A 15431-nucleotide genomic window follows, 5' to 3' on the forward strand; every position below is an offset into this window, starting at 1 on the left:
AATCATCCCCTGATAATGTTGGCTACATCGAACATCTCGTTGTCGGGGCCGCCGCCGATCTGAATCATCGAAAGCTGGGCGACAACGGCGCGAAGTTTTTCTATGTCATCGGAGCGCATGAGCTGCGTTCCGATCTGGGCGAGCTCCTCGAAACGGTGCTTATCGGCAAACTGATGGGGCGAGCTGACCATCCATTTGAACCGCTCGACCACGAACCAATCCTGCCGCCAGAGGATTTCGAAGTTTTTGCCTTTCAACTCATCAAGGTGGTGCTCGAAATCCTTGTCGTTTCGGTCGATTGAGCGTTGAGCCGTTTTTGCCAGGTTGTCGAACGCCGACGCCTCGGATGGACGAGCATGCTGCCGGATATGTTCGTCGAAGAAGGACACCACACCGTCGAGGTCAATCTGACGAATCTCCTTGAGGTGTTCCTTTCGGACCTGGGCAAGGAGTTTCCGAGCCTCGAGCACCTTTTCCATGGCCTCTTGGGACTTCTCGGTTTCTGCTTCCTCTGGATCGAGCGAGACAGCGGATTCAAGCTTCTGCCGCGCTTGTTCCAGTTTCGGGTTGTCCACCACCTCGTTGATCTCGTCGATGCGGTTCAACGTTCTTTCGCCTTCCTCGACAACCATGACGGCGGCTGCGGTGTAGTCGAGCTGTCCCTCTTGGCGAGAGTAGAAGTTCTTTCCGGAGTGGAAGGTGCCGCCGATGCAGGGCACGGAGACTTCGATGATGATGTTCCCGGAGTCCAGGATCTCGAATTCGCATTCCAGATCGGCACCGGCCGGGATCACACCGTCATCGAAGTCGGAGCCGGAAATTTTCAGGACACCGATGGGGCGGTTGTCGGTAATGGGATCTTCGATCTCGCCCTCCCAAAGTTTCAGGTTGAGCGATCCCGAGGCACCGGACTTGAGCGACTCAGCAGCCTTGAATACCTTTTTCCCCTTCTTTGGAAGCGAGTCGCCCGAACGAACCAGATAGTCGAGTACGGGACGGCCGCCGAGTTTCTCCAAGACCTCGATACCAACCGAGTGAGAGGCCGGGATGGCATCGACGGTGGCTGCGGTTCGGGTAATGACGATCTTGTCTTGTTCCAGGGCGATGGGGCCGCCGACAGAGTCGAACACAAACACCTTGAAGATGTTGTCGCCGGTTTTTGTCAGAGTGACGTCGATGGTTGCGCCATGCTTAAGCGGCAGGCGGCCGGAGGTCCAACCCGTATCGACGCTGTCGACCTGGAACTCTGACCCTGATGCAGCCTGGCCCGCTAACTGAACAGCGATCTTGGCCTTCACATCCGGGGTGCGGGCAATGTAGTTGAAAGACAGCGCCAACCCACCGCCAGATGAAATCTGCCCACGGGTGTTTTTGCGAGACCGGTTCTGGGAGCTCCAGTCGATGGACTCTGCAAAAAGGCTCGCCCCTTCGGCCACGGCCGTCATGGGGTTTACATCGGTGTTGCCAGGAATCCCCAGCTCAAAAGCTACTTTGTCGCGCAGGGGTTTGTAATTGGTCGGCCCGCCGACGAACACAATACGCTCCAGGTCATGCGGAGAGAGACCGGCCTTGTTGAGCGTCTCCCGGGCAGAGTCGATTGATTCACCGACGCGCTCGGCAATCAGCTTGTCGTAGGTGTCACGCTGCAGGGGAATATCAAGATAGATTTCATTGCCGTTGAGATCCCTTACCCGGGCTTCGGTTTCCGAGAGGCTGATAACTGAATCCTCGCGGGCCGAGAGTTCGATCTTGGCGCGTTCGGTGGCCCAGGTGGCCAGCCGGATGAGCGACTTGAAGCTCGGATTTACGGAAAAGTCTTCTGGCAGGTCGAAGTTTTCCAGCAACCAGGGGCGGACAACGTTATCGACAAGCACGCGGTCGAAATCCCGGCCGCCACACATTGCGATACCGCCGTGGGCGAGCAGGTTGACCCGCCCACCAAGGCTTTCGGCAATGGCGATATCCAAGGTGCCGCCACCCAAGTCGTAGATCAGGAACATACCGTCGGTGTTGCGGGCACGCATGACGCTCATGACCGCTGCGACCGGCTCCTGCATAAGCGCAACCTTGCCTAGACCTGCCATGCTGGCGGCCTGCATGGTGGCGTCCTTCTGCATCTGGTTAAACGCCGCAGGTACGGTGATGACGGTTCCGGTATCGGGATCGTTTCGGATTTCTTCCGGCATGTAGCCGAACAGAACCTTCAATACCTCTGCAGAGCATTCCTCGGGGGTCTTGGTGAGGTTCACCGCAGAAAGCTGAACGGGCGTGCTCGTTCCCATAAGCCTCTTGAACAGCATCGCGGAGTTATCAGGGCTGTGCGGAGCCGAATCGTAGGCCCGCTTGCCCACGTATTTGTTGCCGCGTCGGTCGATATAGATCGCCGATGGAGTCACATCATTCTGTTCAGGGCTCTTCCAGATGCGGGTTTCGGAACCGTCATAGGAACAGATCGCGCTGTTTGTTGTACCCAGGTCAATGCCGACGAAATTTTTCATAGTTCCACCTTCCTCAAAGTGACGGTTCCTGTCTTAACCAAACCTTCTTTCCCCATAATGATCGGCTCGAGCATCTGATCGACCATCAAGGCATCCTTCGCATCGAACTCTTCGATATTCAGCGGGGTGGCGGCCATTCCGGGGTCGAAGGGATGCCCCTCGACGTTGACGATCCGCAGATCCGCTTGCTCAAGGGCCTCTTCGACCTTTTTGATGAACCAGCGGAACTGGCTCTTGTACCGGTTCTGCTCTCCGGCATCGAGTTTCAGCAGCAGACGGTCAAACACCCGGCCAAAGCGCCAGGACTCAACCGCCATACTGATCACCGCTTCCCGCATAGCCTCGGGGGTCGTTGTGGTTTGCTCAGAGTCCGCCATATTTTTCTCCGTATCCTTTGAAAATTCTCAATAGTACTGCCGGATATATCCGAACGCCTTGTCGAACAGATCCTGGTCCTTGACCTGGTACTTCACGTAAATCACTTTGCGCAGGGCCTTCTGGACCTCGCGCTCTCCGGCCTTGGTGTTTTGCCAGCCGGGGAACCGGACCAGGCGCACGATCTCGTCGATGTCGGTCACGATCCGCTCGATCACCATCGGCGTCTTGCCGTTCTTCACCTCGGCGAACAGTTCGGTTAGGGCCGCTTTGGCCTTGGCCTGTTCATCGACCGGGTCCACCTGCTTCTCGGCCTGGACGACCTCCCTGGCCAGGGTCAGCAACTCCTTGAGGAAGTCGAGGCTGTGGAGCAGGCCCTGTTCGTGCCTCTCCTTGAGCTTTTCGAGGCGTTCGCCCAAGGCGACGAACTTCGGATTGTCCTTGTGCTTGCGCAGGCGGGCGATGAGCTTGATCTCGATTTCCTTGGATTTCTTGTCCGGGTCCTTGGCATCGAGCAGCCCTTCGAGGACCTCGGCGTCCATTACCAGGGTGTCCAGATCGTCACGCACCGTTTCCAAATGCACGTTCTCATGCACCAGCTCGATGGTCTTGGCCCCCAGGGCGTGCCAGAGCAGCTTGCCGTTGCCGCTCGGCGGCTTTACCGATTCATACACCTGGGTCAGCCACTTGTAGTCCTTTTCATATAGGCCGAGACAGGGGTCGGGAGACAGCGCCTCCCACAGACGGGAGAGCACCGAGTATTCCGCCGCGAATTTGTCCCGGGTCTCGTTATCCGGCAGGCAATCCTGCGCCGCGATCAGCCCCTCGTAGCCGCCAACGGTGCGGTCCACGCCAGGGAAGAACGCCAGGCATCTCGCCACCACGCCGGGCAGCTCCTTCTTGAGCTCGTCCAGATTGGTGATGACCTTCTGCACCGCCTTTTCATCGAAATCGAGGGCCGTGGCCACGTCATCGAAGATGCCGAGGTAATCCACGATCAGGCCGTGGGTCTTGCCGGGGTACACACGGTTGGTGCGGCAGATGGCCTGCAGCAGGTTGTGATCCTTCATCGGCTTGTCGAGATACATCACCTGCAGAATGGGGGCATCGAAGCCGGTCAGCAGCTTGGAAGTGACGATCAGGAACTTGAGCGGGTCGTTCGGATCGCGGAAGCGGTCGAGTAGCTTTTCCTCCTCGTCCTTGGCCAGCTTCCATTCCGCGTACTCGTCGGACTTCCCGCCCTGGGTGTGCATGACGATGGCGCTGGCCTCCGGACCGACCAATTCGTCCATGGCCTTCTTGTAGAGCACGCAACACTCACGGTCGAAGGTCACCACTTGGGCCTTGAAGCCGTTCGGCTCCACCTTCTCCTGGAAGTGCTTGACGATGTGCTGGCAGATGGCGTTCACCCGTGCCGGGGCCTTGATCAGCACCGCCATCTTGGCGGCCCGCTTGGCCAGGTCGTCACGATCCAACTCGCTCAGCTCATCGGTCATCTGCGAGTAGGCTTCGTCGATGGCGTCCTTGTTGATGTGCAGCTTCACGTCCACCGCCTCGAAATGCAGTGGCAGCGTGGCCTTGTCCCGGATCGAGTCCTGGAACGAGTAGCGGCTCATATAGCCCTGCTCATCCTCGTCCGCGCCGAAGGCCCAGAAGGTGTTGCGGTCCCGCTTGTTGATCGGCGTGCCGGTCAGGCCAAAGAGAAAGGCATTGGGCAGCGCGTCGCGCATCTTGCGGCCCAAGTCGCCTTCCTGGGTGCGGTGCGCCTCGTCCACCATCACGATGATGTTCGAGCGCTCGTTCAGGCGGCCGTCCGCCTCGCCGAACTTGTGAATGGTGGTGATGATGATCTTGCGGGTATCGGCCGCCAGCAGGCTTTGCAGTTCCTGCCGGGTGGCGGCTCCGATCATGTTCGGGATATCGGCGGCGTTGAAGGTGGCGGTGATCTGGGTGTCCAGGTCGATGCGGTCCACCACGATCATCACCGTGGGGTTGCCGAGCTTGCGGTGCATCCGCAGCTTCTGCGCCGCGAACACCATCAGCAGCGACTTGCCCGAGCCCTGGAAATGCCAGATCAGGCCCTTCTTGGGATAACCCTTCACCACGCGGGCCACCATCAGATTGGCGGCCTCGTACTGCTGATAGCGGGAGATGATCTTGATGCGCCGGTGTTTCTTGTCGGTGGCGAACAGGGTGAAGTTCTGCAGGATGTCCAGCACCACATGAGGGCGCAGCATGGAGCGGATGGAGCGCTGTACATCTGTAAGCGTTCCCTCGGCCTTGTTCTCGCCCTCGTGCCACGGCCCCCAGATATCGATAGGCATGCGCACCGAACCATAGCGATAGCACTTACCCTCGGTAGCAAAAGAGAGGACGTTAGGCACGAACATCTGCGGTACGCTCTGTTCGTAGCCGTTGTGGATGTCGCTGGCCCCATCCACCCAGGTCACCGCCGGGCGCACCGGTGTTTTGGCTTCACCGATCACCAGCGGGATACCATTGACCAGCATGATGATGTCAAAGCGCCGGCCACCCTCCTTGACCGGATAGACCCACTGGTTGGTGACCACGTAATCGTTGTTGCTGAGATTCTCGAAGTCGATCAGGCGCACGGGCGTATGTTCGCCGCGTTCACCGAAGGGCATGGACTTCTCGCCCCGCAGCCATTCGGCAAACAGCTCGTTGGCCCGCACGAGGCCTTCGCTCTGCACTGACAATGGGATGGTTCGCAGGCGATAGAGCACCTCGTCGGCGCGGTCGGGCTGGGCCTTGATTTCCGGGTTCAGGCGAATGAGGGCATCGCGTACCACCGACTCCACCAGCACATCGGAGTGCTGACGCGGTAACTCTTCTGCAGCGATAAAGCGCCAACTCTTGACCTCACCACCGTAACAGGCACGCTCTTCGGCAACCATGTTCGAAGATACGCCCTCGCAGAGCGTGTCGAGAACCATCTGTTCGACAGTGTTTTCTTCGTTAAACATGGGCGGCCACCGTAGTGAATTTATTGAGGAGGGCTTTCCTTACCTTTACCGCCGTTGCGAGATGATCAGTTAAGGCAGCTTGCTTTGCCCTAACTTGTTCCAGTAAAGACAGAGCCTCTTGTTGATCTTCCAATGGCATCATTGGTATGAGCAACTTTTTGAATTCACCAATATTGAAGTGAGTCTGGGCTGTCCCTGCGATTCCTTTGCGCATCTGTTGCTTGGCGAGCCCGGAATTAACAAATGAAGAGAGATACTCGGGAAGCAATCCCTTGCTGGGCCTGGCGATGATAAGGTCGATTGCGTTAAAACCAGCCTGTTCAGTTCCTATGACGCAGGCATCTCCTGGTCGTCCAGTTCTAACAACTACGACGTCACCTTCTTGCAGAATGGATTTTTTATTCTTCTTCTGCCCCTCTTCGGAAATATAAACCAACTCATCCAATACAAACCTTCCAGGCATTACATTTAAAGAACGCAACGCTGCGTGCCCGCCTTTGTCAACATAGTAGGAAGCTGGCTTGATCACGATGCCTACTGAAATCTTTTCGCAAACATCTATAGCTGGAGTCCAGGACAAGACTTCCTTGTGTTTCTCAAAAAACTTAGAAAGAGCAGCATCGGCTATGTCTACGATCCGCAATGCACTGTCCGCATAGCATTCCGTGGTTTCATCTGCCGCCCAAAGTATCTCGACAATGCGTTTTTGTTCATCGATCGGTGGCAGCTGGAATTCAAAGTCTTTCAAAGCCTTCCAACTGGTCCTTGGTGAAAGCGAACCGGCTGACGTACCAAGAGCATGATCAAAGAAGGCATCGCTCTGGCAGATAAACGGCAGAAGTTCCGGTAGCAGAGCCTTTCTGTCTTTCGTCTCAAAAGTCAGGATGTCTCCGGAACAAATGCCTTCAAACTCCGCATAGGCAACCTTGCGTTGATAGGCTCGGCGCTTACCAAACAGCGTCTGACCCGGCACAAATTTGCGGCTGAACGAGGTGCCATCCGCAACGGAGTTCCAGCGCCTGATGTGCAAGTTCTCAGGATCAATGTGTTCCAGTCCAACAATTCTTTCTATGCTATTGGCCTCAGGCTCACGCTCCACAAGATTGGCGTGTTTCACTACCTCACCGAACTTCACCATCTTCCAGCCGGGTTTCAGTGCACTCATATGTTGCCTCCGGCATGAATTACTTTCAGAGCTCTATCTACATAAGTCTTAAGCTCTCTGGCTTCTGGTTCGTCGGCCACCTCACCAGTTCCACCGTGATGAAAGCGTTGGCTATACGTATTGATATATCCAAGCTCTTCTACCAATGGATGGCAAAGGGATAGAGGCGTCCCAATCTGTGCTTCACGGATCTTCCGAATCATGTCCCCTAGCCAATCATTCTCAGCCCAGGCTTTTGGGAATTTGAGTCGAAAGTACTCTTCTAGAATCACGCGAAGAGTGTCCGCAACTTGTTTGAGATGACCAAGATGGTCGGCAGGGTTTTCGGAGTAGTGGTGAAGAAGGTGATAATTCTTCAGATAGGCTTGACTCGGCAGAGGCGGTAAGGACCGCGCCTCTAATGTTGCTGGGTTGATAAGCGGATTTACGACAAAGGTCTTTGCCTGTGTGCCGGGCCGTCTTTCGACTGCACGCGCGAATTCAAGATCATGCGAGAGCACAAAACACTGTTTTGCAATACCAGTCAGATGATGAATTTGCTCAATAGTGCACTGTCTTCGGCTGCGATCTTGATTATGGTAAGGATCGTCAAAAACCACTATTGATCTACCGACATCGGGTGCCATTTCCACCTTTGCCAAGAAAAACGCAAGAGCCAATGCGCTTCGGTCGCCGCCACTGAGCGTATTCGCGAGAGAAATTTGCGAGGGATCAGAAGCAGCCTCTGGCGTGGCAGCAATCCTTACCCCGCTTAGTTCGATCGCAAGTTGACCCGACGGCCCACCTCTGAAGGTCACCCCATCGTTGACAATTCGAAAATCCGCTCCGAATAGAGTCAACAAATCATTGATTCGAGAACCATAACGTTCAAACAGTTGGTTTGATTGCTCGCGAAGCGCTTCATTAGCTCGTTGCTTCTCCTGTTGCGCTAAATTTTTCTGGTTAGTAGCGGTACCGTATGCAGCGTAAGCGTTTATGGTCTCTTGCTCATGTCTTTTCTTGGCCGCATTCAAACTGGAAAGTCGCTGCTGCAATGGCACGAGATCAATCACCCCAGCGTTTGCCTGGCGATCTCGCAATTCCGTATTTATTGCTTCAAGCGCTTGATTGTACGCACCCAATTCCGCAGCCTTCTCACTCCAGGTAGTTATTGCTGCAGACTCTTCACCGGTGAGGGAAATAGCACTAGCCGGGTTGGCTCTCTTTCGATCTAACGCAGAACCTACCGCCTGATAGGCTTCTTGAAGCAAAGCCAATACACTTGCGATATCGCCAATTTCCGGGAGCGTGAATTCGTAACCTGCAGCATCCCTCCACCAATCTCTCTCCGTTCCGTGAGAGGCTAGAACCTGTCGAAGCTGATTTTGCGCGGTTTCCCCGAAAGTAGCTCTCACAGTACTTCTCGTGGATTCACGAAGGCGTTCTTGTTCTTGAAGCTCACCAGAGAAGAAAGATCGATATGCCTCAAGAATTTCGAGACCCTGCATCTCCTGCCCACAGTGAGGACAAGCCGTGCTGGTTTGTGAATCGAAACCTTGTTTAACCCAGCCTATAGGAAGCCCTTGTGAGGTTGCTGCGAGGTGATCCCTAATTTTGGCTTCAGCAGCTAAGGCAGCGGCATCCAGTGTAGCGTTCAAGACACTTTCCAATATCTCTGGCACTTCGGCTATTGGAACTGCACCCAACAGGCTACGCGCTTGTATGGCTTCAGCCTTCGCTTTTGTCTGCTCGGCGGATTTGAGCCCACTGGCCGCCTCAGTGATTTTATTATCTACATCCTCAACAGCGTCTAGGTTTCTGAAAGAGTCTGCTGTGTATCCTGTGGGAATCAATCGGGTAAGGTTTGTCTGTGCTGTATTCAATGCAGAGGTAGCACTGCTTAGTTGTTGTTCTGCGTCATCAACAGCCTGTTTCAAGGTGATAGCCTGATCACCGATTACAAGGCCATACAGATTTCGTCGCTGATCAAGACTGATGTGATGTCCAATGAATACATTCTCCGCCACAAACCGGTCATCGTAGACATGAATTGGCGGACAATTCTCGCGCTCATGCCATTGAGCGTTTTGAAAACGGGTTGTCTGCCCCTGTTCCAATAAAACGACAATCTCTTGCTGCGTATTGGAGCCAAGTTGCTTTCGACCGATTACGTAAGCAGAATTGCCAGTATCAAGAGAGCGGAACACATCGCACAGGGTACTCTTCCCGCATGAATTGCTCGCGTAAATGATGTTCAGTTCAGAAAAGTCACCTTCCGAACCCGGTGTTGAATTCAATGCGGAGAAACGACCAACTCCCTTTAGTACATTTATGCGCTTAATCATTTTCCGCTTTCTCTAGAGTTGAAAACAATTCGTCCATTGACGCTCGCAATGCCATCGAGCTTTGTTGCCAGTTCGCAATGGTTTGTTTGAGGCTGACTTCTTCGGCCGCTTGTTTGCCATTGCCGTTTCCGTTTCCGTTTTCAGACCGGACATAAAGTGGGATACTGAGGTTGCTGTTTTTCTCCCGGATCTCGTCATTGCCGACCACCCGGGCAAAGCCATCCTCGTCACCGAAAGCCTGGTAGGCGGCGACAATGCGCTGGATGTGATCGTCGGTGAGGAAGCTCTGTGCCCGCTCGCGGGTCACCTCGTTCACCGCGTTGATGAAGAGCACCTTGTTCCTGCGCTCCTTTGGCTTGTTCATGCGGCAGATGACGACGCAGGCTTCCATGGGCGAGTTGTAAAAGAGATTGGGACCGAGGCCCAGCACACATTCCACCACGTCGTGTGCGACCAGCTTCTCGCGCATGGCCAGTTCTTCATTGCGGAAGAGGACACCATGCGGAAACAGGATGGCGCAACGGCCGCTCTTGGCCTTCATGCTCTTGATGATGTGCTGCCAGAAGGCATAGTCGGCGCGGCCCTGGGGCGGGGTGCCGTAGAGGTTCCGGCCCCATGGATCGGCGGACCAGGCATCGCGGTCCCACTGTTTGATGGAGTACGGCGGATTGGCCAGCACCACATCGAACTGCATGAGCCGGTCGCCTTCGACAAAGGCTGGATTGGCCAGGGTATCGCCCCGGACGATGCGGAAGTCCTCGATGCCGTGCAGGAACAGGTTCATCCGGCCGATGGCCGAGGTGAGCAGGTTGCGCTCCTGGCCGAACAGCCGCAGGTTCCGCCACTCCTTGTTCTGCCGCTTCAGATGGGCGACGGCGGAGAGCAACATGCCCGCTGACCCGCAGGTGGGGTCATAGATCGACTCGCCCGGTTTGGGTTCGAGCATCTCGGTCATCAGGTGGACCACTGTGCGGTTGGTATAGAACTCCGCAGCGGTATGGCCGGAATCGTCGGCGAACTTCTTGATCAGAAACTCGTAGCCCACGCCCAGCTCATCCTCCGGGCAGTTGGAGAGTGAAAGCGTCTGCGAGCTGAAATGCTCGATCAACTCGCGCAGCATGCGGTCCGGCAGGCGGTCCTTGTTGGTCCACTGGGCATCGCCGAAAACCCCGTACAGGGTGTCTGGGTTCGCCGTCTCAATGGCCCGCAGGGCATCCTGAATGGCCTTGCCCACGTTCTTGACCTTGGTTCGGGTGGCCTTCCAGTGAGCGTCTTCCGGGATCTGGAAGCGGTGCTGTTCGGGAAGCGCGGCGTATTCCTGATCGCCGCCAGACTCCTCCAACGCATCGGCCAGTTCCTCGTCATAGACGTCGCACAGGCGCTTGTAGAACAGCAGCGGGAAGATGAACTGCTTGTAGTCCCCGGCATCAATGTAGCCGCGCAGCAAGGTGGCCGCGCCCCAGAGGTAGGATTCGAGTTGAGATTGGGAAATCATTGCACCTGCCTCCGGAAAATCTTGAGCCCGCAGTGGGTGCATTCCCACGCTGGATCGTCATCGCTGACACAGCAGCCGCCAAGCGTGATCCGGCCTTCATTCATTTTTCGTTCTAGCTCCTCATCGAAAGCGGGCATGCCATAGAGGATGCTGGCCAGAGGGGCCTGCCCACATTCGGGACATTTCCGTGGTTTCTGCGCACGTTCGACTCTGGTTGATGTGTTACTCATGCCATCAACCCTTCTTTTTCGAGCAAGGCCTTCAACCGATCCTCGGCTGCATATGCCGCCTGCAGCGATTCCTTGAGATTGGCGATGGCCTGATCGATGGTTATGGATTCTTCCTCGATCACCGGCTCCACGTAGCGGGGGATGTTCAGGTTGAAATCGTTCTCGCGGATCTCGTCGAGCGTGACCACCCGGCAGATCCCTTCCACATCCTGATAGCCCTCGTACCAGCGATGGATGTTGTCCACGTGTTCCGGCAGCAGCTCGTTCTGGGCGCGGCCGGTCTTGAACTCCTTCGATGCGTCGATGAAAAGCACCTTCTGGCGGTGGGCCTTGGGCTTGCTGTCACGGAAAACCAGGACGCAGGGCGCGAGACCGGTGCCGTAGAAAATGTTCTGGCCGAGACCGATCACCGCTTCGAGCATGTCCATCTCCAGCAGCTTGCGCCGGATCTCTCCCTCCTTGGACATGCGGAACAACACACCATGGGGAAGCACCACGGCCATGCGACCGGTCTTGCGGGCCATGGACTTGATCATGTGCTGGACCCAGGCGAAGTCGCCGGACTTGGCTGGCGGCAGCCCGGCAAAGTTGCGGCCGTAGGGGTCGTTGATCCAGACGTCGTCCCCCCACTTTTCCAGGGAGAAGGGAGGATTGGCGATGACGCAGTCAAAGGTGGCGAGGCTGTCGCCTGAATAAAAGGCGGGCAAGCGCAGGGTGTCGCCACGTTCGATATGGAAATCTTCCGCGCCGTGGAGAAAGAGGTTCATCCGGGCGATGGAGGATGTGGTCAGGTTTTTTTCCTGGCCGTAGAGCTTGCCCAGCATGAGGTTCTCGTCGCCGCCATGCTCTTTGACATGGTGCAGCGCCTCGAGGAGCATGCCGCCGGTCCCGCAGGCCGGGTCATAGATGGTTTCCCCGGCCTTGGGCGCAAGGATGCGAACCATCAGCGCGACCACAGAACGCGGGGTATAGAATTCACCGGCCTTCTTGTTGGTCAGGTCGGCAAATTTCTTGATCAGGTATTCATAGGCCTGGCCGAGAATGTCCGCCTTGCAGTGCTCATTGTCCAGGTTAAGCGACGAGAAGTGTTCGATCAGGTCCTTGAGCAGCGCGTCCGAAAGGCGGTCCTTATTGGTCCACTGAGCGTCGCCGAAGATACCGTGCAGGGTGTCCGGGTTAGCCTGCTCGATGCAGCGCATGGCCTTCTGGAGCGCATGGCCGATATTGGCGCTCTTAGCCCGGACATCTTTCCAGTGGCAGCCTTCCGGAACCTGGAACCGGTGGTTCTCGGGGAACTGGGCAAATTCCACGTCGCCGTCGGACTCTTCCAGGGCCACGGCATACTCCTCGTCATAGACGTCGGAGAGCCGCTTGAAGAACAGCAGCGGGAAGATGTAGGTCTTGAAATCGGCCGCGTCGACAGGACCACGCAGGATATTGGCCGCCTCCCAGAGATGTCCGGAGAGGGTCCCGATATCCAGATCGACTGAATTGTTATTTCCGTTCTTCCTGCTCATTCAGCTTGATCCTGTTTGCTCTTGTCCGCCGCGCCGCCAGCCTTCACCCACTCGTCAACCTCGTCTTTCTTGAACTTCCAAAGACGGCCCATGCGATGGGCGGGCATCGCATGCTTGTCGATCCAGCGGTAAACGGTGTCACTGCTGACACCGAGGTACTTGCCTATCTCGTCTACTGATAACCAGCGGTCTTCCATCTCGGCCATTTCTCAAGCTCCTCGTGGGCGATTGGTTTTCTTGCCACGCCAGAGGCGGTAACGGGGATGCTGGGCGCAGCTTCCCCAACTTAAAACATCCTCTAATATATTTAGGCAGGGGCCGATTGTCAAACGCTTTCGTCCGGATAAGGCCGCAAACGTCGGCTCACGGACGTAACCACTGGCCGCTGGCGACTCTTTCCGTGTATGGAGGGTATGACATCCAGTAGGTCCAGGCTGGAATCGGGGTGCGCCCGCACAGCACCGCCACCATCACCCGCTGGTACATGCTATGTCCGCCGGGCCGGAAGCCTTCCAGCCGGTCGATGGGCGGCAGGTCGCGTTGTGGGTCGGTGAAGGTCACCAGTTCCCCATGGATCAGATCCCAGTCACCGGTCGGGCGACCGAAGCGCGGTGTGCCAATCTCCTGCTGCCTGCGGGCGTCGGTCAGTGGATCGGAGGTGCCTCGGGCCAGGATCAGACCCTCCGGCACTTCGAGGGCCGGGAAACCGGCGTGGAGGTGGTAGAGCCTGCCCCAGACCACGGCCGGTTCGATGTTGCGGGCCTGGGCGCAGAAGCGTTGATGGTTCCAGTAGCCCCGTTTCAGGGTGCCGTAGACGAAGAGCCGGAGGATGGTCTCGGGAGTGTCTTCCGGGTTTGTGTTCAGGTTCGCGGTGTCTCCAATGTTCATGCATTCACTCCTTCGGGCAGTGTCCCTTTGCGCTCCTGGGGTATGAAGCGGAATTCGCTGTTTTCGATGGCCCGCACATCCTCGTGGCGGATGGTGAGCATGGTCATGGGCGGCACCTCCAGCTCGCGCCAGCCCTTCTCGTTGTCCACGGCGAAGTCGATGAAGGTGTCGTCCGAGGCGTAGAGCACCACTCGGTGCTGGCGGTGGATGCGCAGGCAAAGCGGCTTGTTGCCCTTGAGCACGGTGATGGTGCCGGGGTCGAGCCGCGAGGCCAGCACGGCGCTCATCTGGCCGCGACAAAGGGCAAGCGCCTTCTTCAGGCCGTCCTGGTCGATGGGGCCTTCGGGCGCGAAGCGGTCGGCCAGGCGGAAGATCAGCTCGCTGTCCACCTCGGCGTAGCGCGGCAGCCCGAGGCGGCGGAACAGATAATCGGCGTTGTAGATGGTGCCGTTGTGGGTGCCGATGACGATTCCGGCCCGGATGGGATGGTTGTTGCGGTTGTTGAACTCGTTGCCCCGGGTGCGCCAGCGGGTATGCCCCATGAGGATGGTGGTCTCGTTGTCGACCTGCCCGAGCAGTTCCTGGAACGTCTTCTCGTAGACCAGCTCGTGCGCCCGCATCGGCCGCTTGAAGATGCGGTGACTGCCGTCGGTCTTGAGCCAGGCCAGACCGGAGGCGTGCGGGCCGCGCTCCTCGCTGTGCAGCAGCATGCGGACGAAGACCTCGCGCAGGTAATCCCGCTCGTCGGGCCGTCTGCGCTTGCGGCCGAAGATGATGCCTACTTGTCCGCACATGGTGCCGGGTCCTCCTTGCCGCCGAAGTTCTTGCCGAGCGGTCTCGTCCCTTCGAGAACGAAGGCTGCGTATTCCCGCCGGTGGTCCGCCAGCCACTCGGCCACCTCCGGGTAACCCATCTCGGCGGTCAGCCGGGTCACCTCCGGGTGGTCGAGCATGTTGGTGCGCCCGGAGAGCCGCACCGTCTCCAGAGCTTCGAGGAAGCGTTCCGGCCAGGGATCGCTGGCCTTGTCGTCGGGCAGAAACTCGATCAGGCCGTGCCGGGCCAGGCGGGTGAGAAACTCAGCGGCCGCAGCGGCGGCGGCCTCCGGCAACGGCTGGGTCGGCCCGCCTTCGATGCCGGAGAGCACCTCGGTCATGTAGTCCCGGGGCGCTCGGCTGGCGGTAAACGGTGTCTGGCCGCGCATCAACTCGACAACTTCGAGGCAGTCGGCGGCCTGCAGGGTTTCCCCGCTGCCGGGGATTGGCTCGCCGTCCAGCGTGGTGGAGCGGATCAGAATCTTCATTGGGCACCTCCTTAAACAGTGAGGCCGGGAACTTGCCCGGCCTCGTTGGTGAGAGTGGTGGTTTCGGTTTCGTCCGAAAGGACGTCCTCCGGTTTGGGCCGTCCGTTCTTGAAGGCTGCGTCGCCGGGCATGTTGGCCATCAGATGTTTGCGGGCGGTCTTGAACTCGTCGCCGATCAGGCCGAGGTGGAGCAGGAAGACCCGGAAGTCGTACTTGGCGCTCTGGGGGTCGAAGTCCCGCTTGCGGCTGGAGGCGGCCCGGCCGTTGAGCGCCTTGGCGGCGACGGCGAGGCAGAATTGCAGGTAGGCCTTGATCCGCCCCGCGTGAAGGGTCGCCTCGAACCAGCGGAACTCCACCGTGCCCCGGTACCAGACGTTGTGCAGGTTGACCCCGTGGTAGCGGCTGTTGTCGTAGTGCTGGGGCTGGCGGTTGTGGTAGCCGTACCAGATGCGGTTGAGCTGGTCCTTGGTGCGGGGGCGATGCTGTTCGATGCGCTGGATCAGCTCGTCGCTGACCGGCCGGGTGTAGCGATTGAGCCGGTCGCGGCTGATGCCGAGGGCGTGGAGGATAAGCGGCTCCTGCTTGTAGATGATCTTGGCCAGGTTACCCAGGTGCCTGCCGTCGAAGGGCGCGGCGGATGATTTTTAATTGATGT

The 15431-nt window shown here is 57.6% G+C and carries 11 protein-coding genes and 1 pseudogene; all 12 read right to left on the reverse strand.

Features of this window, described 5'->3' with window-relative positions; all coding sequences use genetic code 11:
- Positions 1 to 2: 2 nt before the first annotated feature.
- The 12 genes and pseudogenes from HND55_06685 to HND55_06740 all read right to left on the reverse strand — a co-directional run bounded on the left by HND55_06685 (position 3) and on the right by HND55_06740 (position 15411).
- Complete coding sequence (locus tag HND55_06685) at positions 3 to 2498, reverse strand: Hsp70 family protein (GenBank protein ID QKK02361.1); 2496 nt, start codon at positions 2496 to 2498, stop codon at positions 3 to 5.
- Entirely contained in the window at positions 2495 to 2875 is a 381-nt protein-coding gene (locus HND55_06690) for a hypothetical protein (protein QKK02362.1), read from the reverse strand. Before HND55_06690 ends, HND55_06685 begins: the two co-directional genes overlap by 4 nt.
- Positions 2876 to 2902: 27 nt before the next feature.
- On the reverse strand, positions 2903 to 5857 hold the full coding sequence (locus tag HND55_06695; GenBank protein QKK02363.1) for an HsdR family type I site-specific deoxyribonuclease: 2955 nt from the start codon (positions 5855 to 5857) through the stop codon (positions 2903 to 2905).
- Positions 5850 to 7022 carry a hypothetical protein gene (locus HND55_06700; protein QKK02364.1) on the reverse strand — a complete coding sequence of 391 codons (1173 nt, stop codon included), beginning with the start codon at positions 7020 to 7022 and terminating at the stop codon, positions 5850 to 5852. The genes HND55_06695 and HND55_06700 overlap by 8 nt, the downstream gene beginning before the upstream one ends.
- A complete protein-coding gene (locus tag HND55_06705; protein QKK02365.1) occupies positions 7019 to 9346 on the reverse strand; it encodes an AAA family ATPase in 2328 nt (775 codons plus the stop codon). The genes HND55_06700 and HND55_06705 overlap by 4 nt, the downstream gene beginning before the upstream one ends.
- A complete protein-coding gene (locus HND55_06710; GenBank protein ID QKK02366.1) occupies positions 9339 to 10841 on the reverse strand; it encodes an SAM-dependent DNA methyltransferase in 1503 nt (500 codons plus the stop codon). The genes HND55_06705 and HND55_06710 overlap by 8 nt, the downstream gene beginning before the upstream one ends.
- A 226-nt stretch (positions 10842 to 11067) precedes the next feature.
- Positions 11068 to 12588 carry an SAM-dependent DNA methyltransferase gene (locus HND55_06715; GenBank protein ID QKK02367.1) on the reverse strand — a complete coding sequence of 507 codons (1521 nt, stop codon included), beginning with the start codon at positions 12586 to 12588 and terminating at the stop codon, positions 11068 to 11070.
- Entirely contained in the window at positions 12585 to 12794 is a 210-nt protein-coding gene (locus HND55_06720; GenBank protein ID QKK02368.1) for a helix-turn-helix domain-containing protein, read from the reverse strand. Before HND55_06720 ends, HND55_06715 begins: the two co-directional genes overlap by 4 nt.
- A 157-nt stretch (positions 12795 to 12951) precedes the next feature.
- Positions 12952 to 13476 (reverse strand): gamma-glutamylcyclotransferase, encoded by a 525-nt coding sequence (locus HND55_06725; protein QKK02369.1) that lies wholly within the window; start codon positions 13474 to 13476, stop codon positions 12952 to 12954.
- Complete coding sequence (locus HND55_06730) at positions 13473 to 14270, reverse strand: glucosamine 6-phosphate synthetase (GenBank protein ID QKK02370.1); 798 nt, start codon at positions 14268 to 14270, stop codon at positions 13473 to 13475. The genes HND55_06725 and HND55_06730 overlap by 4 nt, the downstream gene beginning before the upstream one ends.
- Positions 14255 to 14776, reverse strand: coding sequence for a DUF5049 domain-containing protein (locus HND55_06735; GenBank protein QKK02371.1), 522 nt, complete (start codon positions 14774 to 14776; stop codon positions 14255 to 14257). The genes HND55_06730 and HND55_06735 overlap by 16 nt, the downstream gene beginning before the upstream one ends.
- Before the next feature lie 11 nt (positions 14777 to 14787).
- Positions 14788 to 15411, reverse strand: a pseudogene (locus HND55_06740) (amidoligase).
- Positions 15412 to 15431 lie beyond the last annotated feature (20 nt).

The sequence above is a fragment of the Pseudomonadota bacterium genome (assembly GCA_013285445.1).
Taxonomy (GTDB): Bacteria; Pseudomonadota; Gammaproteobacteria; order Xanthomonadales; family Wenzhouxiangellaceae; genus Wenzhouxiangella.